This is a genomic window from Dechloromonas sp. ARDL1, assembly GCF_051122455.1.
Classification (GTDB): domain Bacteria; phylum Pseudomonadota; class Gammaproteobacteria; order Burkholderiales; family Rhodocyclaceae; genus Azonexus.
The window spans coordinates 930122-951272 of record NZ_CP168939.1 but is presented as its reverse complement, the minus strand read 5'-3'; the positions used below and the strand labels follow the sequence as shown (position 1 = coordinate 951272).

The window sequence follows — 21151 nt, the reverse complement described above, 5'->3', positions numbered from 1 at the left end:
TCAGCCGATGTGACGATAAACGAGCAGCAATCCGGCCACCACCAACAGGCCGTTGAGCAGCGTGTCCCCGCGTTGCCGGGAAATCCTGCCCCGGGCCAAATGCCCGATTCCGAACCCGGCCCACACTGCCGGCGCGAGGATCGCCGCCGTCATCAGCAAGCTGCCATCAACTAGGCCGGAAGCGATGCACAACAGGACGCGCCAGACGGTCGAGATGCCGATCATCACCGACTGCGTCGCCGGAAAGCGCTCCTGTTCCGGCAAACGCCGCTGCAAGTAGCGCGCGTAGAGGAAGCCGCCGCTGCCGAACATCCCGCCCAGCACCCCGCCGGCCAGACCGTGCCCGATCCCCGACCGGATGCCGCCTGCCCCACTCAGCCACTGCGCCTGCGGCCGCAAGGACGACAGCCCGAGCAGCGCGATGAAACAGCCGAACAACAGGCCCGTCTCGTGCACCGGCAGGTAGCGCAACAAGCCGACCCCGAGGACCTGCCCGGCCAGCATGCACGGCAGCAAGAGACGTATGGCCGCGCCATCGATCGAAGCGCGCCCCCGCCACGCCCGCAGCGCCGAACTGCCGGCATCGAGCAAGGCGAGCAGCGGCACGATGCGGGCCATCGGCATCACCAGCAGCAGGCCCGGGGTCGCCAGAATGGCCGAGCCAAAGCCGAACAGCGAAAACAATGCGTAACCGCCGATCACGGCGATCAAGGCGACCGGCAGGGTCGCCACAAAATCGGGTGTCATGCAGAAACCTCGGTTTATTCATCTCATGCCATTCTCGGCAGATTCGATGTATAAATCGAATACCATTTTTAGCGACGATCCATATCGTTTTGTTATGCCTAGCTTGCGCCAGATTCGCTATTTCCTGACCATCAGCGCCCAGGGCGGCTTCACGCCCGCCGCCGCGGCGCTGCATGTCGCCCAACCGGCGCTCAGCCGGCAGATGGCGCTTCTTGAAGACGAGCTCGGCTTCGCCCTCTTCGTCCGCGAAGCCCGCGGCGTCAGCCTGACCCCGGCCGGCCGCCAGTTTCGCGACCGGGTAGCCAGCATCGAACAGTCGCTGCAAACAGCCATCGAGGATGGCCGGCAACTCAGCCGGGGCGAAGCGGGCGTACTGCGCCTCATGCATTCCAGCTCGCTGCCGCTGGAACGCCTGTTGCCCTGCTTCCGGCAGTTTCACGACGACCTGCCGTCGGCGCGCATCGACATCGACCGCCTGTCGTCCGAACAGCAGCTGGCCGAAATCGCCGAAGGCAAGGCCGATATCGGCTTCATCCGCCTGCCGGTGCTGCGCCGCACCGACGATGTCGCGCTGCGGCACTTGGCAGCGGAACGCCTGGTGGTCGCACTGCCCTCCCCGCACCCGCTGGCAGCCGCCCCGGCCCTGACCATCGCCGACCTGGCCGAGGAACGTTTCGTCAGCGCCGTGCATCGCGAGCGTGGCGGCTTGGCCCGATGCGTCACCGATCTCTGCCTGCAGCGCGGCTTCGTTCCCCGCCTGGCGCCGGCCATCTCCCGCAAGACCTCGATGCTGACGCTGGTTGCGGCGGGCTTCGGCATCGCCGTCATCCCCGAAGGCATGACCCGACTGGCGCACCCCGGCATCGCCTTCCGTCCGCTTAGCGATGACGACGCTGTGGCCGCTTCGGCGATGCTTCTCCCCGCCACCCCGTCGCTGTTGGCCGAGGCGTTTGCGGCGATTGCCGGGAAGCTTCTGGGCGCAGCCGTCCCAGCCGTGAAGGCGCACGATTTTTGATCGAGATTCAATGCCGATAGCCACCGCCCACCTATAATCTGGCCCCATGATCCAGTTCAACAATGTCGCCAAGACCTTTCGCAAAGCCCGGGTACTCGATGGCATCAGCCTCAACATCGGGATCGGCGAACGGGTCGCCCTGATCGGCTCCAACGGTGCCGGCAAAACCACCCTCATCCGTTGCCTGCTCGGTGAATACACCTTCGACGGCACGGTCAGCATCAACGGCCTGGACCCGCGCGGCAATCGCACCGCCGTGCTCGGCAAGATCGGTTTCGTTCCCCAGCTGCCGCCGCCGCTGAAAATGCCGGTCGGCCAGCTGATCGAGTTTTCCGCCTCGCTGTGCGGCACCGATCCGCAGCGCATCCACGCCATCGCCAAGCGCCTCGGTCTCGACCTCGAAGCCATCCTGACCCGGCAGTTCGTGCGCCTTTCCGGCGGCATGAAGCAGAAACTGCTGATCTCCATCGCCCTGGGCCGCGACGCGCAGGTGCTGGTGATGGACGAACCGGCCGCCAACCTCGATCCGGAAGCGCGCAAGATTTTCTTCGACCTGCTGGCCGAGCGCCTCAACGATGCGACGATGATCATCTCCAGCCACCGTCTCGACGAAGTGTCGGCGCTGGTCAATCGCGTCATCGAAATGGACATGGGCAAGGTCGTCCTCGACGACAAGGTGGCCGACGACGTGTCGCTGACCGGTACGGTCTCTTGTCGCATCCTCCTCAAGCGTTTCGAACCCGCTTTCGCCAAGGCGCTGGACGGCTGGCGAATCGCCTCGGTGGACGACCAGCAACTGGAGTGGCAAGGCGAGATCGCCGGCCCCGACCGCCTGCGCTTCCTGGGCATCGTTTCCCGCTACACGGCGCTCGTCGCCGATCTTTCGCTGGCCGAGCGCTGACCATGTGCGACATGCATCGCCGCCGCTTTCTCGGCCGGATCGGCGTCGGCGGCCTGGCCCTGACGCCGCTGGCCGCCCTGCTTTCGGCGTGCAAGAAGGGCAACTGGCCGGATGACATGGCCGAGATCAAATGGGATCGCGACACCTGTGCGCGATGCAGCATGGTCATTTCCGACCGTCGCTTTGCCGCGCAGATACGGGGTGGCGCCGAGCAAACCGTTTTCAAGTTCGACGACCCCGGCTGCCTCGCCTTCTGGCTCAAGGAGAAGGCGGAAAAATACCCGTGGCTCGCCGAGGCCGGCACCAAGATGTGGGTGGCCGATTTCGACAGCAAGAGCCGCGAGGAAATGCGCTGGCTCGACCCGCGCCGCGCCCAGTTCGTGACCCGCAGCTCGCCGATGGGCTACAACTACGCCGCCGTGAGCATGCCGATGCCCGGCAGCCTCGATTTCACCGACATGCGCCAGCACGTGCTGGCCAAAGGCAAGTAAATGAAACAACTCTGGCTCACCGCCAAACTCGATATCGTCGAATCCCTGCGCGCCCGCTGGTTCCAGATCTATACCCTGGTCTTCGGCGGCATCGTCGCCCTGCTCTTCGTCTTCGGGCTGACCGAATCGCGCGTACTCGGCTTCATCGGCCTCTCCCGCCTGCTGGTCACCTACATCCAGCTCACCATGGCCATCCTGCCCATCTTTGTCCTGATCACCACCGTGCGCTCGGTGGCCGGCGACCGCGAGGCCGGCGTCTTCGAATACCTGTTGTCGCTGCCCGTGTCGCTGTCGGCGTGGTTCTGGGGCAAGATCGTCGGCCGCTACATCGTCGTCTTCGCACCGGTCTTCCTGGCCATGCTGGGCGCCGTCATCTGGGCCACCATCGCCGGCATCGAGGTGCCGTGGGACATGTTCGGCTACTACACCGCGCTGCTCGCCGTGATGGCCATGTGCTTCCTCGGCATCGGCATGCTGATCTCGTCCGTGGCGCGCAGCACCGACATGGCGCAAGGTGCCGCCTTCATGGTCTGGCTGGTGCTGCTGCTCTTCCTCGACCTGATCCTGCTCGGCGTCATGATCCAGGGCAAGATCGCACCGGAACTGGCCATCACCCTGGCACTCGCCAACCCGCTGCAGGTTTTCCGCACCGCCGCGCTGGCCCTGTTCGACCCGCAACTGATCGTGCTCGGCCCCTCGGCCTACGTCATCCTCGACCTGTTCGGCGCCGCCGGCTACAAGGTCTTCGCCCTGGCCTATCCCGCCGCGCTCGGCCTGCTCAGCGCGACAGCAGGTTACTTCCTCTTCCGCCGGGGCGACCTGCCATGACCCGCCTGCTGACAGCCTTCGCCCTCGCCGCACTGTCTACGCTGGCGGCGGCTCAGGAAATGCCGTCGTCGGCACCGCTGTTCGCGGCGACACTGGCCGACCTGGACGACAAGCCGGTGGCGCTGGAACGCTACAAAGGCAAGCCGCTGGTGGTCAATTTCTGGGCGCGCTGGTGCGGCCCTTGCCGTGCCGAGATTCCCGAGTTGATCAAATTCCGCAATGCTCACAAGGGCAAGATCGAGGTACTCGGTATCGGCATCGAGGACAAGGCAGAACCGGCCAAGGAATTCGCCAAGGCCTACGACATGGACTACCCTGTGTTTGTCGCCAAGGAACAGGGCATTCCACTCATGCAAACCCTGGGCAATACCAAGGCGGGACTGCCTTATACGCTGTTCATCGACCGCAATGGCCAGGTTATCAGCAAAAAAATGGGAACCGTCAAGAAAGCCGATCTCGACGCGATCGAAGGCGCGCTGCTCAAGAAATAAGGCAAGGTAAACAGCCCGCCGCCCCCGGCTTGGTGCGCAAGTCTCTTCGATCAAAACCAACACTGATCAGAGAAAGCATAATAAGTTCCCGACTTGCATCCACCTCCATTCTCGCCAGCCTTGCTTTCAGAGTTGCCTTAGGAATCCATGCACGTTCTGGGGCGACTCACACTATGTAGCCAAACACCTAGGGTAACCCCTAGGCGACGACACTGATGTTCACATCGTCATACAATTGCACATTGCTCACTGTGCAAAAACACCATGTCTTTGCCAACCTCTCTCAATACGCTGGAATTGTGGGATGAAACGTTATTGACGGGCATCCCGACCGTAGATCAGCAGCATCGCGACATCGCAAGACTGGGTGAAAAAATGCTGAAGGAAACCGGATTGCCCCTGACATCCGAGCGATTCGGTGACTATTTTGCGGAGTTCTGGCAACTGGTTACTGATCATTTCGAGACGGAAGAAAAGATCATGCGATCACTCGGCCTACCCAGCGACCAGCTCGAAGTGCACACACGCGAACATTCGGCACTCCTGGAAAGGCTGATCCAGGCCAACATCCACTCCACCACGCTCTCGGAATGGAAACACGTATCGGATATTGCCCACGAACTGATCACCATCATCGTCGATCACATCATCCACTTCGATCTCAACCTGAAGAACGCAGTCACCCGGTAATCTTCACAAGCCAGCCAAAAACAAAAAAACCCGCCGAGCCTTTCGCCGAGCGGGTTTTTGTTGTGCCTTTAAGCATTTCTTGCCCCGAAATAAAGCATTAACTGGCCAAGAAGGCCCCTGAAGCATACCTCTAGCCCCACAAAAACGCTCCAAAACGCGCTGAAAACGATGCTCTCCAGAGCACTAAAAAGCATATCTTGGCCAATCGTGAAGAAATAAAGCAATTCTTGGCCAAAATAAATCCTCGAAAAATCAATGGCTTTTCAGGCATGAAGCAGTCGGACAGAGCCCTTAGCTGCCTGGCATCAAACAAAATCTCACAAAGAACGACAATCAATTCGATTTTTTCGAACCATTGCTCAGCAGAGGATTGATTTCTTGGTGACCAGTCCCGACATACAGTGGCGTCACCTACTACTGGAGGAATAAACCACCATGCGCACTGAAGCACGTGTTATCGACCTGAGCAAAACCGAATATGGCACGTATGCAGCGCCCGATACCAACCGTGTCATTCGCAATACCTACCAACTACTCGCCCTGTCTACCGCTGTCGCCGGCGTAGGCGCAGGTATCAGCATGCTGGCCGGCTTTGGCCCGCTGGCCGGTATTGTGTTCACGCTGCTCGGCCTGGTGCCGTTGCTCTACCTGAACAAGAATCGAAATACCGCAGCGGCCGTGCCGACCATGCTGACCTTTACGGCCCTCAGCGGTCTGGGCATCGGTCCGACGCTATCCCACTACATCAATCTACCTGGTGGCAGCAGCACGGTATTGACCGCTGCCGTCATCACGACGGCGGTCACCTTGGCGCTGACGGCTTATGTTCATAAGACAGGCAAGGATTTCTCCCGTATGGGTGGCTTCCTGTTCGCCGGACTGATTGTCGTCATCCTGGCCAGCATCGCTGCAATGTTCGTCCCAGCCATGCAGGCCGGCGTATCGGCGGTCGCGGCGCTCCTGTTCTCTGGCTTCATCCTCTTCGACACCAGTCGTCTGGTGCGCGGCGAAGAAACCAACTATGTGATGGCCGCGGTCAGCATGTACCTGAATGTGCTGAACCTGTTCCTGTCGGTGCTGCAACTACTCGGCTTCTCCAGCAACGACTAACGTAGCTCGCCGACGGTAGGTGTCAGAACGGCTCGCCAAGTGACGGGCCGTTTTCTTTCCTGGCAGTAGACTTTTTAATCCGGAGGAGTAATCTGGAATCGAAGCCTGACGGGCAGTTGGTCAGGCCCTTCAGGAACAACGCGATTGGAGGCAGCATGACTGAAAATCCGCCGCAGTTCGACAAGATGACCGAGTAGTACCCAAACGGCGAGAAGCCGGTCACCTTGGCCTTGAGTGCCAGGGTTCAAGATTTACGAAGCCCATGTTTAGCGACATGGGCTTCATGCTTTATAGGCTAGCCATTCCCTACCAATAACCGGGGCGCTTGGGTTCTGGTGCGTCCAATATCGGGTCGCTGACTTGAACGAGTGGGTCCAGCCAATCGGCTTTAGCGCGAGTCCAGGCGAGCCACTCCACGTATTCTGAGGATAGTTCGCCTGCTAACTTGGCCTGAGCCTCAACCGCATCGGCAAACGCACGTAGGCGCATGGCCCGCTCCCAATCTGTCGCACTGGCTTCAACTTCCTTGAAGCGTTCGACTTCATCTTCGCGTCGTTTGGTTAGAAACTCATAGCGCTCCACAGCGCGTCGGTGCGCTTCTTCCCGTCTCGCCGCTTCAACCTCTTTAGCGTACGTCTCCTGGGCAAGGGCTACGATGCCACCAACAACCTCTCCGAGGCGTTTTTCGAGTTGGGTTTTTGGGGTGTCCTTCCAGTTCCGTGATGGCCATCGGCCAATCTGGATAGTGAGAGTTCCAGTTGGGGTGTAGTCATACATCGGCACATGCGGATAACTGACTGAGTTATCCCAGCGAGAACGTTCCCTGTAGCGTTTTCGGGCACGCTCTTCTTCCGGAGTAATTTCGTGGCGCGTTCGACGTATGTATTCGGTCAACGTGAACTCCAACCTGGTTCCGGTTTCGATGTATTTCAGGGTGGTTGCCCCCCGCTCGCCATCGACCTCCACATCAAAGCCTCGCTGGATAAGCGCTTTTATCAGGGCATCCGTAATCCCGAGTGCTCGGTCGAGTGCATCTCGCGTCACTGAAAGATGCAGCACCTCTTTGGGGGCTGAGCGAAGCAACGTGTCTGGTGGCCAACCATCCCGTTGTTTCAGACGCTTGGCAGCGGCACGAACCAACGGGTGGGTAACTGATGATTGTGATTCCTCCGGTAGCGGCAATGGCGGCGTTTCTTTGCGAATCTTGGCGGCCGATTGTCTGGCTGCCTGGCGTACAGCGGCCTTTTCCGGAGGCAGCTTGACCAAGCCTGTTGGCACCGGACCTGGGGCTTTTAGTTTAGGGAGCGGTGCGCGCCCCATGACGCGACCTGCCTTCACCTTTGCCCAGTAGCCGCGGCTCGGTAGGGGGATGGCCAAGGCTCGGCAGATTTTCGCGAGTCCAACATCCGAGAGGCCATAGCGCGGCGCCACTACTGTTACGGGGTCCGTCCAGACCTCGTTGTAGAGTGTTTCACGGTCAACCGGCTTGTCCGTTTTCTCCATCACTCGATTCCTTTCCGACACACCAAAGCCAATCAGCATAAAATGGTCGCATAGGCCCTCTTATAATCTTTGTCGTGACAGAAGAAAAACTCCTTCAGCTCGTAGAGCGAACCGCCGCGTTTCATGAGCAGGTTCAACAACACGTACAGACCCTCACCCCTTACCCTGAGGTACGGTTCATCACCGCTTTTCAATCCGGCCTACTGTCGCTGGAGCATGCTGTCAGTGTGAATCGCCCCGGGAATTGAGGAGGCTCCATTACCTGAGAGAATGGAGCCATGATGAGCAAATCAAACAGATATTCCCCTGAAGTCAGAGAACGTGCGGTGAGGCTGGTACAAGAAGCCCGCAAAGAACATCCGTCGCAATGGGCAGCCATTGAATCGATAGCCCCGAAGATTGGTTGCGCAGCCCAGACGTTGCATGACTGGGTCAAGCGACATGAAGTGGATACGGGCCGGCGCGATGGGATAACCACCGATGAGCGTGAGCGTATGAAAGCCTTGGAGCGGGAGAACAAGGAGCTCCGTCAGGCCAACGAAATTCTGCGGCTAGCCAGTGCGTTTTTCGCGCAGGCGGAGCTCGACCGCCTCAAGAAGAAGTGAGGACATTTATTGACCGGCACCGGGAGACATATGGGGTCGAGCCGCTCTGCAAGCTATTGCAGGTTGCCCCGTCTGGCTATTGGCGTCACGCTGCCCGGCAACGCAATCCTTCCCTGCGGAGCGCCAGGGCGCAACGGGATGAATTGCTGATTCCTCAGATTCAACGGGTTTGGCAGGCCAATTTCCAAGTCTATGGTGTCCGCAAGGTTTGGCGGCAATTGCTCCGTGAGGGAACGCCCGTGGCGCGTTGCACGGTCGAACGGCTGATGAAGCATCTTGGCCTGGAAGGCGTCAGGCGCGGCAAGATCATGCAAACGACCTTCAGCGACACCCGTACGCCTTGCCCGCTGGATCGGGTGAATCGCCAGTTCAAGGCCGAGCGCCCGAACCAACTGTGGGTCTCTGATTTTACGTATGTCTCTACTTGGCAGGGATTTGTCTATGTCGCCTTTGTGATTGATGTCTTCGCTCGTCGTATCGTCGGCTGGCGTGTCAGCAGGTCAATGCGTACCGATTTTGTCCTCGATGCGCTTGAGCAGGCGCTGTATGACCGACAGCCCAAGCGTGACGGGGCACTGATTCATCACTCAGACAGGGGAAGCCAGTACGTTTCCATCCGCTACACCGAGCGGCTGGCCGAAGCAGGCATCGAGCCCTCTGTCGGCAGCAAAGGCGACTCTTACGATAATGCCCTGGCTGAAACCATCAACGGCCTCTACAAAGCCGAATTGGTTTATCACCGGGGCCCCTGGAAAACCATCGAGTCCCTGGAGCTGGCCACCCTGACTTGGGTGACTTGGTTCAATCACACTCGACTCCTCGAGCCCATCGGAAACATCCCGCCCGCCGAGGCGGAGGAACGGTACTATTCACAATCCCTTGTGCAGGCAACGACCGCCTGCACTTAAACCTCGGAGCCTCTACGAAACCCGGGGCGATTCACTGCGCTTTCGCCTCAAAGGTCAGCATTTCATCGGTTGGCATCGGCTGGTCGGCATTGGCGCACTTAAAACCAATGATGTCCACCCCCTTAACGGATTCATCTCGGCTACCTTTCTCTGCGTACTTGCCGCGCGGTACCCAATATCCAAGTATGTACTCCACGAAGTCCGAGACCAGTAACTCTGCAAAGTCACCCGCTCGAATAGCCGGCCCCGGTGCTGCACTCTTATCCGGAAAGACAAGGTCCAAGAGATACTCTGCACGTGACTTTCCGGTTCCTTCGCGCAGGATGTCGATGTCACTATCAGGACAGTAGGTCTGACGGAAGCAGCTCGCCCACTCACTAAGGCACGCCGCATCAGCAGGTACATCGAGTTCCCAAACCTCGCACTTCGTGCCATCCCACAGTGTCAAGTGGTCACACTGCTTCAGATGATGAAGATAGGCTGGCGCTGATATGGCAGGCTGTGTAGCAGTCAAAGAATCCTTCAACACTGCTTGCTGGGGAGAGTCACTTTTCATCGACATTTCAGTCTGTCCCTCGCCTCCAGCACCAGCTGCCTGGTACGGTATTCGCTGAATTCACGCATTTTTTGTTCTTGAGCTCGCGGAAAGTCTCGGAGCGGTAGTCCTCGCACATCACATCGGTGGGGTCGAGGAGGTGGCGTAGTTCATCACGGTACCGGCCGTAGAGGCGTGTACCGTACACATCGAGTTCAGCGCGCAGTTGCCCATTTTCAAGAACAGCCTCACCTCTGGAACTGCATGCGGGAAAAACACGCGCTTGATGGTAGCTGCGTCAATTTCTTGACTATCCAAGTTCATTTCACTCACTGTTCTGGCCATCTCCGCATAGTGAATTTATGCGACCGCCCGCTCACGAATCCCCTCCAGAACCTGCACAATCTGCAAGACCGTCGCTTGCGGAAAGATGCCCATAGGCCCCGCCGAGTGAAGATTGGTGAACGGTTGCTCGAATAGCCGGTCGGGCTCCATCACGCCGCTCTGAGTCAGCTCCTGAACAACCAGGTTGATGAACTCAATCTGGTTTGGCGTTGCTGTCGTTCCATTGATGAATTCGCTGAATGCCTGCATGGCCGCCTCGTGGTCAAGGCCAACCAAAGAACGGATGAATAGACCAAGGCCGTGGCTCTTCTCTTTGGCTTCGCCGATGAGTTCGCTTGAACCGCCAGCTTCGATGAGCATTTTTTCGAGCTCAATAAGGTCGCTCGCCGTCAGCGGCTGGTTTCGGCGCAGGCGCTGGAGCGAGATATGCGATTCGTGCGCCTTCAGGAAGGCTCGGGCCTTGTCCTTGAATTTGGCCATGTTCAAGCCGGCGGTCACTTGAGGCAAGTCGATAGTGGTGCCATCGCTAATCTCGTCCTCAAAGTTGGTGTAGACAATCTTCTTCTGCCCCTTAGGGATGAGCTTCACCAAAGCACGCAGCTTGCGACGGGCGGTTTCCAGCATGGGAACTGTCACATCCTCCCACCAATCGTCGCTGGCTACTGCCTGGATGAAAACCATCTCCGCCTTGATGGCCGGAATGGCCGCCTGCTCCTCTAGCGCGCTGGCAATTGCCTGAATCTTCTCCTTCAGGCTCGCGAAATCCGGCTTGGCTTGCAGGATGGCCAACTGGGTGCGTAGCACTAGCATGTCGAAGCGCTTGGCTTCTTCATCCTCGTCAGTGAGTTCCGTGGGGAGGTCGGCAACATGGGTAGTCAGCTCATGCAATGCGTCCGACCCCAGGTTCTGCCAGGCGTCTCCTTGGGCAAACTTGTCGACATACTTGCGCTGTGGACGAACGACGAAGTTATCGACGTTCATGGCTGCCACGTTCTGGTGCAGTAGCGCGGCCACTTCTGCACGTAGCTGCTCGTCGGTCAGATAGCCACCGTATGGAGGCGGCGGGTTCTCTCCGACCTTTGGTCCAGCGTTCAGTTTGTTATCCAGCTCGGCAATGATTTGCAAACGCGCCTTGAACAGTCGGGTGCTCAACGACTCGGCGGCATTACCCTCCGAGCCCTTCGGGTTCTGGCTGAAAAACTCCAGATTCTGGCAGAAGTCGAAAATGAAGAAATTCTGCTTGTCCTCGCCGGGGCCGAACAAGTCCTTACACAGGCGGGTGCCACGTCCCACCATCTGCCAGAACTTGGTCTTGGAGCGGACAATCTTGAAGAACACCAGATTGACCACTTCCGGTACGTCGATACCGGTATCCAGCATATCCACCGAGATGGCGATATGCGGCATCTTGTCCTTGGCCGAGAAGTCGTCGATGAGGCTTTGGGCGTACTCGGTCTTGTAGTGTCGGCGCGCGTTTAAATTTGACCACCTGTGCGCGTTGAATTTTGACCAGGTGTGATAGCCACCTGACATAGGTGGGCTTGTGGATAAGTGTAGCTCAGAACAACTGATTTCCGAGCCACGACGAATGCGTTGGGAAAGCCGTGGAGGACGGAGTCCGGAACGGATTTCCCAACGCGGCCTCGATCAGAACGGATCTGCTTCGGGTGGATTTCCCCGCTTGCTCTGCTCCCGCGCCTTGATCCTCGACTTGGCCGTTGCCGTGCTGTGCCGGAAGCGAAACGACTCATTCCCGGTCTCGACGATATGGCAGTGATGCGTCAGCCGGTCGAGCAAGGCAGTGGTCATCTTGGCATCGCCAAAGACGCTCGGCCATTCGGCGAAGGTCAGATTGGTCGTGATCATCACACTGGTGTGCTCGTAGAGTTTCGACAGCAAGTGGAACAGCAAGGCGCCACCGGCCTGACTGAACGGCAAATAGCCCAACTCATCGAGGATGACCAGATCCATGCGCAGCAGCCCCAAGGCAATCCGCCCGGCTTTGCCAGCAGCCTTCTCCTGTTCCAGCGCATTGACCAGATCAACCGTCGAGAAGAAACGCACCCGCTTGCTGTGATGGGTAATGCCCGAGACACCCAGCGCCGTCGCGAGGTGGGTCTTGCCAGTGCCCGTGCCACCAATGAACACGACGTTCTGGGCTTCCTCGGCAAAGGAGAGGTCGGCCAGTTGCCGGATCAGCTTCTGATCCACCTTCGATTGTTCGAAGTCGAATCCGGCCAGATCACGATGTACCGGGAAGCGGGCCGCATGCATCTGATAGCCAATCGAACGCATCACTCGATCAGTATGCTCGGCTTGCAGTAGATGTTCGATCAGCCAACGTGAGGCTTCGACACGGCTGCTACCGTTGGCTGTCAGCTCCTCCCAGGCACCGGCCATGCCGTGCAAACGCAGTTCCTTGAACTCGCTCATCAGCTCACGCATGATCAGTCACCTCGGTACGCAAGCGGTCATAGCGGCCGGTATCGGCAATCGGTACTTCGCTGAGGGTGAGTGGCGTTTCCACCGGTGGCGGCATGGGACCCGACTTCAGGCGGTTGAGCATGTTCTCGATGTGCTCGGCACTGGGTAGGCCGGACTCCAGCACCAGATCGACGGCAACCAGCACCGCTTCCAGATCAAACTGCGAAATTGCCGATAGCACTTTGGCCATCACCCGATCACCACCTTCCCGGCGCAGGAGCAAGCTGCGTAATCGTTGCAATGGCTCCGGCATGTCGGCAAACGGCGCGCCATTTCTCAAGGCCCCTGGCTTGCGTTCGATCAGCGGGATGTAGTGCTGCCAGTCGTAGAGGGTTTGCTGCCGACTGAAGTTGCGGGGATGACTGGCCACCCGAGTATCGTGCGCCACAATGTCGATCCGTTCCGGATAAAGACGCAGGCTGACGGCTTGGCCCACCAGTTCGCACGGTACCGAGTAGCGGTTGCGATCCAGCGTCACCAGGCAGGTGCTCGATACCTTGCCCAAGGTTTCGACGTAGCCATCGAAGGATGCGACCATCGGCATCAGGCTCGGTTGTTCGTGTTCGAGCATCTCGGCCACTGTCAGGTCAGCGTACTCGGGATGACGCAATTCCTGCCACAGCCCCCGGCAGCGCTCGAGCAGCCAGACGTTCAGTTCGGTGAATGAACTGAATCGCTCCTTGCCGGCATCCTGCCAGAGACGGAGCCGACTATCCTGGACGTTCTTCTCGACGACGCCTTTCTCCCAGCCGCTGGCGACATTGCAGAAATCCGGATCAAACAGGTAGTGGGAGGCCATCGCCGAGAAGCGCGAATTGACGATGCGGGATTTGCCTTTCTGCACCTTATCCACGGCCGTCTTCATATTGTCGTAGATGCCGCGCCGGGGAATGCCACCCAGCGCCGCAAACGAGCGGGTATGGGCATCGAACAGCATCTCGTGACCTTGCGTCGGATAGGCTTGAACGACAAAGGCCCGACTGGCGCAGAGTTTCAGATGTGAGGCGAGAATCTTGCGCCAGACCCCGCCAATGACCAGATGCTCTTCGCTCCAGTCGAACTGGAAGGCTTCGCCCAACTCGAAGTGGAGCGGAACGAAGGCTTTACTGACGGCTGCACCGCCATCGGCCCGCCAGCGCCGGATGAATTCGGTGACCCGGCAGTAGGTACCGGTGAATCCGGCGGCCTGCAATTCGCCAAACAGTTTCAGTGCTGTGCGCCGATCCCGTTTCGGACGGCGGGCATCCGCCTCCAGTGCCTTGATCAGGCGCGCCGCATACGGGGCAATCTTGATGTTCGGGTTCTGCCGTTCGTACTTCGGCTCCGCCCCTTCCGGTGTCCGTAACCAACGTTTGACGGTGTTCCGGCTATACCCCGTCTTCCGCGAAATCTCGGACAGCGATAGGCCATCCCGATAAAACAACCGCCGAATCCTTCCCAGATCCTTCATGGTGATCATCTCCTAAAATCCTGCTCAAAAAATGAGCGGACGAGTTAATCACCCTGGTCAATTTTCAGCGCGCACACCCCCACTTTTCTGGTCAGTTTTCAACGAGCGTCAACACGGCAGTGGCTCGAACGCCAGCCCAAGATCGAGTTGCCCCAATTGCGCCAGCGTTTCCGATTTCTGGCCAAAGTGCAGGCGACGATACTTGGCGACGAGCAGCTTCAGACGGGCGTTCTCCTCAAGCAGCCTTTCAACCTGCTGGCGCAGCTTATCGACTTCGCAGGAAGCCTGGCTGGTAGAGGATTGGTCTGGCTTGGGCATGACCGAAGTCTACGGGAATTCAGGGGCAGTGAACAGCCCCCGCAGGCCGGCTTTACGCCGCCCGCTCGGGCTGCCAGGTACGCGCAGGACGCCGCCAGTCGATCCCTTCCAGGAGCATGGCAAGTTGGGCTTTGCTCAGATGAACTCGCCCATCGGTGGCATTCGGCCAGATGAAGCGCCCGCGTTCGAGCCGCTTGGCAAACAGGCACAGACCATCGCCATCCCACCAGAGCAGTTTGACGAGGTCGCCGCGCCGGCCACGAAACACGAAGACGTGACCGCTGAATGGGTCTGCCGCCAATTGCTCCTGGGCAATGGCAGCCAGTCCATCAAAGCCACGGCGCATATCAGTCACGCCGGCCGCCAGCCAGATCTGCGTTCCTACCGGCAGTCCGATCATTCCCTGGACGCCAGGCAATCCAGTACCAGATGCAGTGCCGAGGCCGTGACATCGCCACACACACGAACGCTGGTCTGGCCCCGGACGATCTCGATATATCCCGCCGCCGCGGTGATCGTCGCCTTGGTGGCCTTTGTGTCGCCCGCCGGTTCTGCAATTACGGGCAGGAACAGGGGCTGAGGCTGTATCCCAACGGCCTTGGAGTCGCCCTGTATCTCGAACTGCCCCGCCCGATATTGCCGCCGCCACTTGAACACCATGTTCGTGTTCAGCCCGTACCGCAGCGCTAGCTTCGCCACCGACACCCCGGGCTCGCAAGCTTCCACGGCCAATCGGCGCTTGAATTCAAGCGGATAATTCGGCCGGCCACGCCGTCCGCCGCTAACAACCTCTGCTGTCTCCAAAATGATCCCCGCTACTTTGTTTGGCGGGCACCACTTTCTCTCTGTTTCAAACTATTCGCCAGACGGCCATGAAAGGACGCTTACGTTGGTACTTCGACTCCGGAACAGTCAGTGTCCAATCTGGATATATCTCGCCGTCCTTAATGTGCGTAGGATTTACCAGCGGAATGCCGTCGTCGATATAGTCCTCTTCGTGTAGTTGGCTCCCAAAAGGACCAATCTGCACTCGTTCGGAAAGCTCGAGTAAAGGCTGAACAACCCATCCCTTCGGGTTAGCTACCGGGTCCCCAAACAACTCAACGAAAATCGACTGCGTGAGGCTGTCGAGTTGCGCCAAGGCTTCCCGGCGCTTGGCTCTGAGTGCGTCAGCTTGGTCGAGGATGGCGGCGATACGGCGTTGCTCGTGGAGTGGAGGAAGCGGAATTTCCAGAGCTTTTAGCGTTGTTGCGTTAACCCCGGGCTGAGCCGCGCCACGAGCACCTTTAGTGATTTGCCCCCAGTAATCCGATGTCTGGAAAAAGTGTGCAATAAACTTGGGCTCGACGCTTTCTTTTGGTCTGACGCGAATCAAGTAAGAGGCAAAAACGGTATCAGTTGGGCATTCACCAATCAAAAAGCTTTTGCCAGTCGTTGCACCTGTTCGTGCGAAAACAATATCCCCAGATTGGAGTCGTGAGTTTTCCATTTCACGTTCAGAGCATGAACACCAAGGAACAGTCCCCCAATTAACGCTGTTGTCTTGAATATCAGTTATGCGCAAGAACCTGGGGCCTGAAGGTTGTTCTGAGGCTGATGCGGTAACACCGTAATCAATAGATTCGGAAATCGCCCCCAAAGGGACTCGGGGCCATCGGCTCACTTCAGCATCCCCTCAAGCGCCTTCATCCCGATATGAATTTCCTCTTCCAGTTTCGCCAGCTTAGCGAGGATTTCCTTCGGTGGCAGATGGTCGACCGCAGCATGCACCACTTCCTTGTAGCGGTTGATGGAGAGGTCGTAGCCTTGGGAGGCGATGTCGGCTTTGGGAACACTGAAACTTTGCTCGGTGCGTGAACGCTGCCGCTCGCCAGCATCGCGTTGCGGCCAACGGGCCAACACATCCGGCAGGTTGTTCTTGGCGTGCTCAGCTTCGGTCAGGTTATACGGTGGTGCAACACCGAGCTTATCTTCCGGGAGCAGCGGCTGACGCTTGTCGTCGAGGCTCCAACCATCTGCCCTCATGTCGTAGAACCAGACGTGGTCAGTGCCGCCAGAATTGGTTTTCGTGAAAATCAGAATCGCCGTCGACACGCCAGCATAGGGTTTGAAGCAACCGGACGGCAGCGAGATGACCGCATCCAGCTTCTGCTCCTCGACAATCATCCGGCGCAGTTCCTTGTGCGCCTTGGAGGAACCAAACAACACGCCATCCGGCACGATGACGGCGGCGCGGCCTCCGGGTTTGAGCAGCCGCAGGAACAGGGCAAGGAAGAGCAGTTCGGTCTTCTTCGTTTTGACCAGCGCCAGCAGGTCCTTGGCGGTGTTCTCGTAGTCCAGCGAGCCAGCGAATGGCGGATTGGCGAGGATGAGCGAGTATTTTTCTTCGTCACCGGCATGGTCCTGCGCCAGCGAGTCCTTGTAGCGGATGTCCGGATTCTCGACGCCGTGCAGCGCCATGTTCATGCTGCCAATGCGCAGCATGGTGTTGTCAAAGTCGTAGCCGTGGAACATGCCGGCGTGGAAATGCGCCCGGGCTGTGGCGTCGTTGAAGATTTCGGGGTGCTTGTCGCGCAGGTATTCCCCGGCGGCAACCAGGAAGCCACAGGTGCCGCTGGCCGGGTCGCAGATGACGTCCTTGGCGTTGGGCGCGGTCAGTTCGACCATCAGCTTGATGATGTGCCGGGGAGTACGGAACTGGCCGTTCTGGCCGGCGCTGGCAATTTTGCCCAGCATGTATTCGTAGAGGTCGCCCTTGGTGTCCCGGTCTTCCATCGGCACGTGGTCGAGCATATCGACCACTTTGGACAGCAGCGCCGCCGTAGGGATGGTGAACCGGGCATCCTTCATGTGGTGGCTATAGGTGGAGCCATCACTGCCCATACTCTTGATGAACGGAAAAACATGTTCGCTGACCGTATCGAACATCTCCGCCGGGGCAAAGTTCTTGAAACGTGACCAGCGCAGGTCGTTGTAGTCGCGGTCCTTGGCGTCCTTGCCTTCCGGGAATACCCGGTTGGTCATCGGCTTCTTGAGGAGCATGGCCTTGCTCTCCTCAAGGGTGTGGGCGTCATCCAGCCGGCGGATGAACAGCAGATAGGTAATTTGCTCCATCACCTCCAGCGGGTTGGATATGCCACCCGACCAGAAGGCGTTCCAGATTGAATCGATTTGGCTGCGAAGTTCGCCAGTAAGCATGTCGGTGTTTCCTAGTTCTTATCGTTATATCGGCCACCATGAGGGGCACAACACATCTAAGCAATGCTATCCGAGTGACCGGATGCGGACAATTCCATATTCATCTCGAGCACATTAAAAAGCGACGGTGATGTCGAATTTTTGCCATATGAAACGAGGTGTTATCACATTCCATTTCTCAAATTGTTGTTATATCGTGGACCCACGGCATAGGCCGACCGAGTATACGTTTTAAGCCTGTTGATGGAGAGCATGGTCTCCAAGGCGCCATTTTGTGAACGGACCACAAAATGGGGGCTTGGAGATGGAGAGCTGTAAAAAATCAGCGCCGAAGCACAGTAAAACGCTTCAAAACTATTGCTGCACAAGCTTCTCCGGGTTTTTTGCTAGGCATTTTAGCCAGCTAAACGGTGGACTTGCTGCCAGAAGCTGGAACCAGCTTGGTCGCTTCAACAACGTCCGCACCATTCCCCAAGACCGACAGGCAGACCAGCAAAAATCCTGCATTGAAATTGCCGCGATTGATGCGCCGGTTGACGGTCGGCCCATTCCCTCTGATGCCCACCGCATTCAGGGCTTCGGCCAACTCCCGGTAGCCCCATGCACGCTGCTGCATTCCCCGCTTAATCAGCAGCTCAGCCTTGAAACCCCATTCGTCCATTACTTGGGACTGGGGTTTTACGTCGCCGGCCTTGGCATCAAGCGAGAGCGGGCGCCCTTTACCAATACTCATTTTCAACGGCATGACTTGCTGGGTTACGTGGATGACCAATTAAAGTCAATTTTGTCACACGTCACCTCAAGCTACCTATACCTCAGCCCCAACCACCTTGAGGTAACAGTAAATGCTTGAGAATTCCCAGCGGCTGCAACTGCTTGACCGCCTTGGGCTTCCTATTGAAGGCCGACGGCTGGTCCTCGATGCGGTCAAATATGCCCCGGTACGCCAGGTCAGTTCGAAGGGGGGTGGCAATGTCATTACCCCCTACCAGAGCCAAAAAATGCAGCGGACGGTGGAAACCGAAAGCCTGCATTTCGAGTTCCCGGCGGCTGTCAGCTTTGAATACGAGCAGGACGTACTCGAATACTACCCGCAGCCTTGCCGACTGAAGTTCGAGGTTATCGATGCCGATGGCGAAATCCACCAAATCGACCATACACCGGACTTCCTTGTCATTGGCGAGCGTTCAGTCGCGCTTGAGGAACGCAAGCCTTGGAGTAAATTGGAGCGCTTAGCCGCTCGCTACCCGTGGCGCTACGAACTCGCCCCTGATGGCCACTGGGTGGCTCCACTCATCGAGCGTTGGCTCGCCGAGCGCGGAATTGGCTATCGCCTCCGAACCGAGCGCGATATTCCACAACGCCGTACCGAAAACATCCTGCACCTTGAGGATTACCTTCACCCGGCAGCACCGCCGTGTCCAGTCAATGTCGCACAAAGTATTCATGCCGCCCTGGCCGAGGATGCGGTCCTTTATCTCGCCGAACTGTACGAGAAACTCAATTGCAGCTCGGACGATGTCTTTAAACTGATTGCAGACGGACTCCTGGTTTCTGACATCGACGTCGCACCGCTTGAAGACCCGCACCGTTGTCGGGTTTTCCGTGACACGGCCGTACGGGAATTTGAGCACGCACGTTTACGCCCTGTTCCCCAAGCCATTCCCGGCGTGGTTGACATCCGTATCGGCGCACGTGTGCTCTATGACCAACAGACCTATACCATCGTGATGGTTGGGGAAAGCAAAGCAGTGTTGCAATCCGACGATGGCAACAGCGTCGAAATTGCATTGGATACCCTCGAGCGCCTGGCCTTGAACCTAGACCTGGCAGCCAGCGGCAAAGAGCAGTCTGAACCCATCCGCCTCTCTGATTTCACGGAGGAGGAACTCAAAATTGCGCTGAGCCGGATGAATGGTTTGGCAAACGTCACCAATCCGAACCGCTCACAGCGTCGTCACTTGAAGGCCCTGGCCATAGCCAAACTGACAGGGACCGACGAACTGGTTGCACTGGTTCCACGCTTGCGCCATCGGGGCAACCGCATTCCACGCCTCGACGAGGCCCAAGAAGTGGCAATGCAAGACGTCATCCGGGAACACTATCTCACCAGCGCCGCCCGCAATGCTAAGCACACGCATCTTCAGCTCAAGGTTTTGTGTGCAGAACGAGGAATTGAGTCACCGTCGTATCCGACGCTGATTGCCCGCATTAAGGGGCTGTCACAGCAAACCGCAGACAAGGCTCGCCATGGCAATCGCGTCGCCTATCAAAACGGGGAGTTTGTCCATATTCTGTATGCCGACACGCCGGCGCACGGTTCCAGATTCTTGCAGTACGTGCATATGGACCATACAGAACTGGACATTGAGCTGATTTCGCTCAAAACCGGCAAATGCCTGGGCCGTCCTTGGCTGTCGCTGGCGATTGATGCCTATACCCGCCGCATCGTCGGCATGTACCTGAGCTTTGACCCGCCATCGTATCGTTCGAACATGATGCTTTTGCGCGACATTGTTCGACGCAATCGCCGGTTGCCACAGTTTATCGTGGTCGACAACGGCGCCGATTTCCGCAGCCAGGATTTCGCCCGCTTTGCCGAGTTGATGCGTATCCATGTGCGCTATCGGCCTGCTGGTCGTCCTCGCCATGGTGCGGTGATGGAGCGAATCTTCGGGCATGCGCACACCGAGTATGTGCACAACCTGGCCGGGAACACCAAGGCTACCAAGAAGGTTCGCCAGACCACAGGCAAATTTCTGCCGTCCCGACTCGCCGAATGGTGTCTCGAGTATCTGTATTACGGCTTGGAATACTGGGCGTTCGAGTATTACGACACGGAAATCCATTCAGCCTTGGGCATGACACCACGTGAGGCCTGTGAGCGCAGTTTGCTCAATGCTGGTCAGCGCTCCCACCGGATTGTTACGCTGACCCGTGACTTCCTCATCCTGACTTGCCCAACGGTAGGTCGCCGCGGAGAGCGGAAAGTCGACCGGCAGCGGGGCATCAAGGTTCACAACCATTTCCACTATTGGTGCCCGGAACTGCGCGACCCGAAGCTGCACGGCAAATACGTCCCTGTGCGCTATGACCCCTGGGATGCGTCGACCGTTTATGTCCAGATTAACAAGCGCTGGTTTGCCGCCCAGTGCAAGGCCCTGGTCGGTCACGGCCAGATGACAGAAAAGGAGCGTGAGCTCATTGCGGACGAACTGTGCGGCCGTTTGCCCCTGGCGGATGACGAAGAACCGTCACCCCAGAGGCTCAAGGAATTTCTGCGCATCTTCACGCCGGCGGGGGCCGCCAAGTTGGCCTTCGAGCGCCAACAGGAGAACCGCGAGCTCTACGAGCACATCGGCCTGGGCGCCATCACGCCCCCGACGTATCAACCGCAGCTCCGCCATCAGACTTCTGCGACCGTTACCGACATCGAACCACGAGGGAGCTATACACCGCTCCCGTCATCTGTTTGCCACCCTGAGCAACCGGACGACCTGGAATTCGAGACTTTCTAATTTTGCATCACGCC

At 58.3% G+C, this 21151-nt stretch carries 22 protein-coding genes and 1 other annotated feature; of the genes, 9 read left to right on the top strand and 13 right to left on the bottom strand.

The genetic code is table 11. The features are described from left to right. The gene (locus tag AB6Q56_RS04690) at positions 1-747 is read right to left on the bottom strand and encodes a sulfite exporter TauE/SafE family protein (protein ID WP_434515962.1); all 747 of its coding nucleotides are present in this window, start codon (positions 745-747) and stop codon (positions 1-3) included. Between the two features lie 94 nt (positions 748-841). On the opposite strand from AB6Q56_RS04690, the gene AB6Q56_RS04685 reads away from it, so the two are divergent. The 7 genes from AB6Q56_RS04685 to AB6Q56_RS04655 all read left to right on the top strand — a co-directional run bounded on the left by AB6Q56_RS04685 (position 842) and on the right by AB6Q56_RS04655 (position 6273). Further along, positions 842-1762 carry a LysR substrate-binding domain-containing protein gene (locus AB6Q56_RS04685; RefSeq protein ID WP_434515961.1) on the top strand — a complete coding sequence of 307 codons (921 nt, stop codon included), beginning with the start codon at positions 842-844 and terminating at the stop codon, positions 1760-1762. Between the two features lie 46 nt (positions 1763-1808). Further along, complete coding sequence (locus AB6Q56_RS04680; RefSeq protein WP_434515960.1) at positions 1809-2663, top strand: ABC transporter ATP-binding protein; 855 nt, start codon at positions 1809-1811, stop codon at positions 2661-2663. Between the two features lie 2 nt (positions 2664-2665). Then, complete coding sequence (locus AB6Q56_RS04675) at positions 2666-3154, top strand: hypothetical protein (RefSeq protein WP_434515959.1); 489 nt, start codon at positions 2666-2668, stop codon at positions 3152-3154. Then, positions 3155-3982: an ABC transporter permease gene (locus tag AB6Q56_RS04670; RefSeq protein ID WP_434515958.1), complete on the top strand. Its 828-nt coding sequence runs from the start codon at positions 3155-3157 to the stop codon at positions 3980-3982. Beyond that, positions 3979-4473: a TlpA family protein disulfide reductase gene (locus AB6Q56_RS04665; RefSeq protein WP_434515957.1), complete on the top strand. Its 495-nt coding sequence runs from the start codon at positions 3979-3981 to the stop codon at positions 4471-4473. The genes AB6Q56_RS04670 and AB6Q56_RS04665 overlap by 4 nt, the downstream gene beginning before the upstream one ends. Before the next feature lie 264 nt (positions 4474-4737). Continuing rightward, a complete protein-coding gene (locus AB6Q56_RS04660) occupies positions 4738-5163 on the top strand; it encodes a bacteriohemerythrin (protein ID WP_434515956.1) in 426 nt (141 codons plus the stop codon). 435 nt (positions 5164-5598) lie between these two features. After that, positions 5599-6273, top strand: coding sequence for a Bax inhibitor-1 family protein (locus AB6Q56_RS04655; RefSeq protein WP_434515955.1), 675 nt, complete (start codon positions 5599-5601; stop codon positions 6271-6273). A gap of 306 nt (positions 6274-6579) precedes the next feature. Here AB6Q56_RS04655 and AB6Q56_RS04650 read toward each other — a convergent pair whose 3' ends face one another. Beyond that, positions 6580-7815: a hypothetical protein gene (locus AB6Q56_RS04650; protein ID WP_434515954.1), complete on the bottom strand. Its 1236-nt coding sequence runs from the start codon at positions 7813-7815 to the stop codon at positions 6580-6582. Positions 7816-8057: 242 nt separating this feature from the next. On the opposite strand from AB6Q56_RS04650, the gene AB6Q56_RS04645 reads away from it, so the two are divergent. Then, positions 8058-9289, top strand: a protein-coding gene (locus AB6Q56_RS04645) for an IS3 family transposase (RefSeq protein WP_434517128.1) whose coding sequence is annotated in 2 segments (ribosomal slippage) — positions 8058-8346 and positions 8346-9289 — 1233 coding nt in all. Because the reading frame shifts where the segments join, the coding sequence is not laid out codon by codon here. Then, positions 8336-8452, top strand: a sequence feature (AL1L pseudoknot). Its footprint overlaps the gene before it by 117 nt. Before the next feature lie 31 nt (positions 9290-9320). Here the strand turns inward: AB6Q56_RS04645 and AB6Q56_RS04640 are convergent. From AB6Q56_RS04640 to AB6Q56_RS04590, 11 genes are all read right to left on the bottom strand, one after another. Beyond that, complete coding sequence (locus AB6Q56_RS04640; RefSeq protein ID WP_434515953.1) at positions 9321-9851, bottom strand: hypothetical protein; 531 nt, start codon at positions 9849-9851, stop codon at positions 9321-9323. A gap of 111 nt (positions 9852-9962) precedes the next feature. Beyond that, positions 9963-10157, bottom strand: coding sequence for a hypothetical protein (locus AB6Q56_RS04635; RefSeq protein ID WP_434515952.1), 195 nt, complete (start codon positions 10155-10157; stop codon positions 9963-9965). A gap of 27 nt (positions 10158-10184) precedes the next feature. Next, on the bottom strand, positions 10185-11702 hold the full coding sequence (locus tag AB6Q56_RS04630) for a type I restriction-modification enzyme R subunit C-terminal domain-containing protein (RefSeq protein WP_434515951.1): 1518 nt from the start codon (positions 11700-11702) through the stop codon (positions 10185-10187). A 114-nt stretch (positions 11703-11816) separates the two neighbouring features. Next, the gene (istB, locus tag AB6Q56_RS04625; protein WP_434517117.1) at positions 11817-12617 is read right to left on the bottom strand and encodes an IS21-like element helper ATPase IstB; all 801 of its coding nucleotides are present in this window, start codon (positions 12615-12617) and stop codon (positions 11817-11819) included. Next, positions 12607-14103 (bottom strand): IS21 family transposase, encoded by a 1497-nt coding sequence (istA, locus tag AB6Q56_RS04620; RefSeq protein ID WP_434517118.1) that lies wholly within the window; start codon positions 14101-14103, stop codon positions 12607-12609. Before istA ends, istB begins: the two co-directional genes overlap by 11 nt. Before the next feature lie 108 nt (positions 14104-14211). Beyond that, positions 14212-14421, bottom strand: coding sequence for a hypothetical protein (locus AB6Q56_RS04615; protein ID WP_434515950.1), 210 nt, complete (start codon positions 14419-14421; stop codon positions 14212-14214). 52 nt (positions 14422-14473) lie between these two features. Next, positions 14474-14821 (bottom strand): IS66 family insertion sequence element accessory protein TnpB, encoded by a 348-nt coding sequence (tnpB, locus tag AB6Q56_RS04610; protein WP_434513754.1) that lies wholly within the window; start codon positions 14819-14821, stop codon positions 14474-14476. After that, positions 14818-15147, bottom strand: a complete 330-nt coding sequence (locus tag AB6Q56_RS04605; RefSeq protein WP_434517123.1) for a transposase — start codon at positions 15145-15147, stop codon at positions 14818-14820. Before AB6Q56_RS04605 ends, tnpB begins: the two co-directional genes overlap by 4 nt. Positions 15148-15271: 124 nt before the next feature. Then, positions 15272-15910, bottom strand: coding sequence for a restriction endonuclease subunit S (locus tag AB6Q56_RS04600; RefSeq protein ID WP_434515949.1), 639 nt, complete (start codon positions 15908-15910; stop codon positions 15272-15274). Positions 15911-16080: 170 nt separating this feature from the next. Beyond that, entirely contained in the window at positions 16081-17619 is a 1539-nt protein-coding gene (locus AB6Q56_RS04595; protein WP_434515948.1) for a type I restriction-modification system subunit M, read from the bottom strand. A gap of 403 nt (positions 17620-18022) precedes the next feature. Then, positions 18023-18364 carry a DUF6471 domain-containing protein gene (locus AB6Q56_RS04590; RefSeq protein WP_434515947.1) on the bottom strand — a complete coding sequence of 114 codons (342 nt, stop codon included), beginning with the start codon at positions 18362-18364 and terminating at the stop codon, positions 18023-18025. A 100-nt stretch (positions 18365-18464) separates the two neighbouring features. Here AB6Q56_RS04590 and AB6Q56_RS04585 point away from each other — a divergent pair, with 100 nt between their 5' ends. After that, positions 18465-21137, top strand: a complete 2673-nt coding sequence (locus tag AB6Q56_RS04585) for a Mu transposase C-terminal domain-containing protein (protein ID WP_434515946.1) — start codon at positions 18465-18467, stop codon at positions 21135-21137. The last annotated feature ends 14 nt before the right edge of the window (positions 21138-21151 follow it).

Coding starts and splice junctions, on each gene's coding strand:
- AB6Q56_RS04690 (WP_434515962.1), bottom strand. CDS start 747: ATGACACCCGATTTTGTGGCGACCCTGCCGGTCGCCTTGATCGCCGTG.
- AB6Q56_RS04685 (WP_434515961.1), top strand. CDS start 842: ATGCCTAGCTTGCGCCAGATTCGCTATTTCCTGACCATCAGCGCCCAG.
- AB6Q56_RS04680 (WP_434515960.1), top strand. CDS start 1,809: ATGATCCAGTTCAACAATGTCGCCAAGACCTTTCGCAAAGCCCGGGTA.
- AB6Q56_RS04675 (WP_434515959.1), top strand. CDS start 2,666: ATGTGCGACATGCATCGCCGCCGCTTTCTCGGCCGGATCGGCGTCGGC.
- AB6Q56_RS04670 (WP_434515958.1), top strand. CDS start 3,155: ATGAAACAACTCTGGCTCACCGCCAAACTCGATATCGTCGAATCCCTG.
- AB6Q56_RS04665 (WP_434515957.1), top strand. CDS start 3,979: ATGACCCGCCTGCTGACAGCCTTCGCCCTCGCCGCACTGTCTACGCTG.
- AB6Q56_RS04660 (WP_434515956.1), top strand. CDS start 4,738: ATGTCTTTGCCAACCTCTCTCAATACGCTGGAATTGTGGGATGAAACG.
- AB6Q56_RS04655 (WP_434515955.1), top strand. CDS start 5,599: ATGCGCACTGAAGCACGTGTTATCGACCTGAGCAAAACCGAATATGGC.
- AB6Q56_RS04650 (WP_434515954.1), bottom strand. CDS start 7,815: ATGCTGATTGGCTTTGGTGTGTCGGAAAGGAATCGAGTGATGGAGAAA.
- AB6Q56_RS04640 (WP_434515953.1), bottom strand. CDS start 9,851: ATGTCGATGAAAAGTGACTCTCCCCAGCAAGCAGTGTTGAAGGATTCT.
- AB6Q56_RS04630 (WP_434515951.1), bottom strand. CDS start 11,702: ATGTCAGGTGGCTATCACACCTGGTCAAAATTCAACGCGCACAGGTGG.
- istA (WP_434517118.1), bottom strand. CDS start 14,103: ATGAAGGATCTGGGAAGGATTCGGCGGTTGTTTTATCGGGATGGCCTA.
- AB6Q56_RS04615 (WP_434515950.1), bottom strand. CDS start 14,421: ATGCCCAAGCCAGACCAATCCTCTACCAGCCAGGCTTCCTGCGAAGTC.
- tnpB (WP_434513754.1), bottom strand. CDS start 14,821: ATGATCGGACTGCCGGTAGGAACGCAGATCTGGCTGGCGGCCGGCGTG.
- AB6Q56_RS04600 (WP_434515949.1), bottom strand. CDS start 15,910: ATGGAAAACTCACGACTCCAATCTGGGGATATTGTTTTCGCACGAACA.
- AB6Q56_RS04595 (WP_434515948.1), bottom strand. CDS start 17,619: ATGCTTACTGGCGAACTTCGCAGCCAAATCGATTCAATCTGGAACGCC.
- AB6Q56_RS04590 (WP_434515947.1), bottom strand. CDS start 18,364: ATGCCGTTGAAAATGAGTATTGGTAAAGGGCGCCCGCTCTCGCTTGAT.
- AB6Q56_RS04585 (WP_434515946.1), top strand. CDS start 18,465: ATGCTTGAGAATTCCCAGCGGCTGCAACTGCTTGACCGCCTTGGGCTT.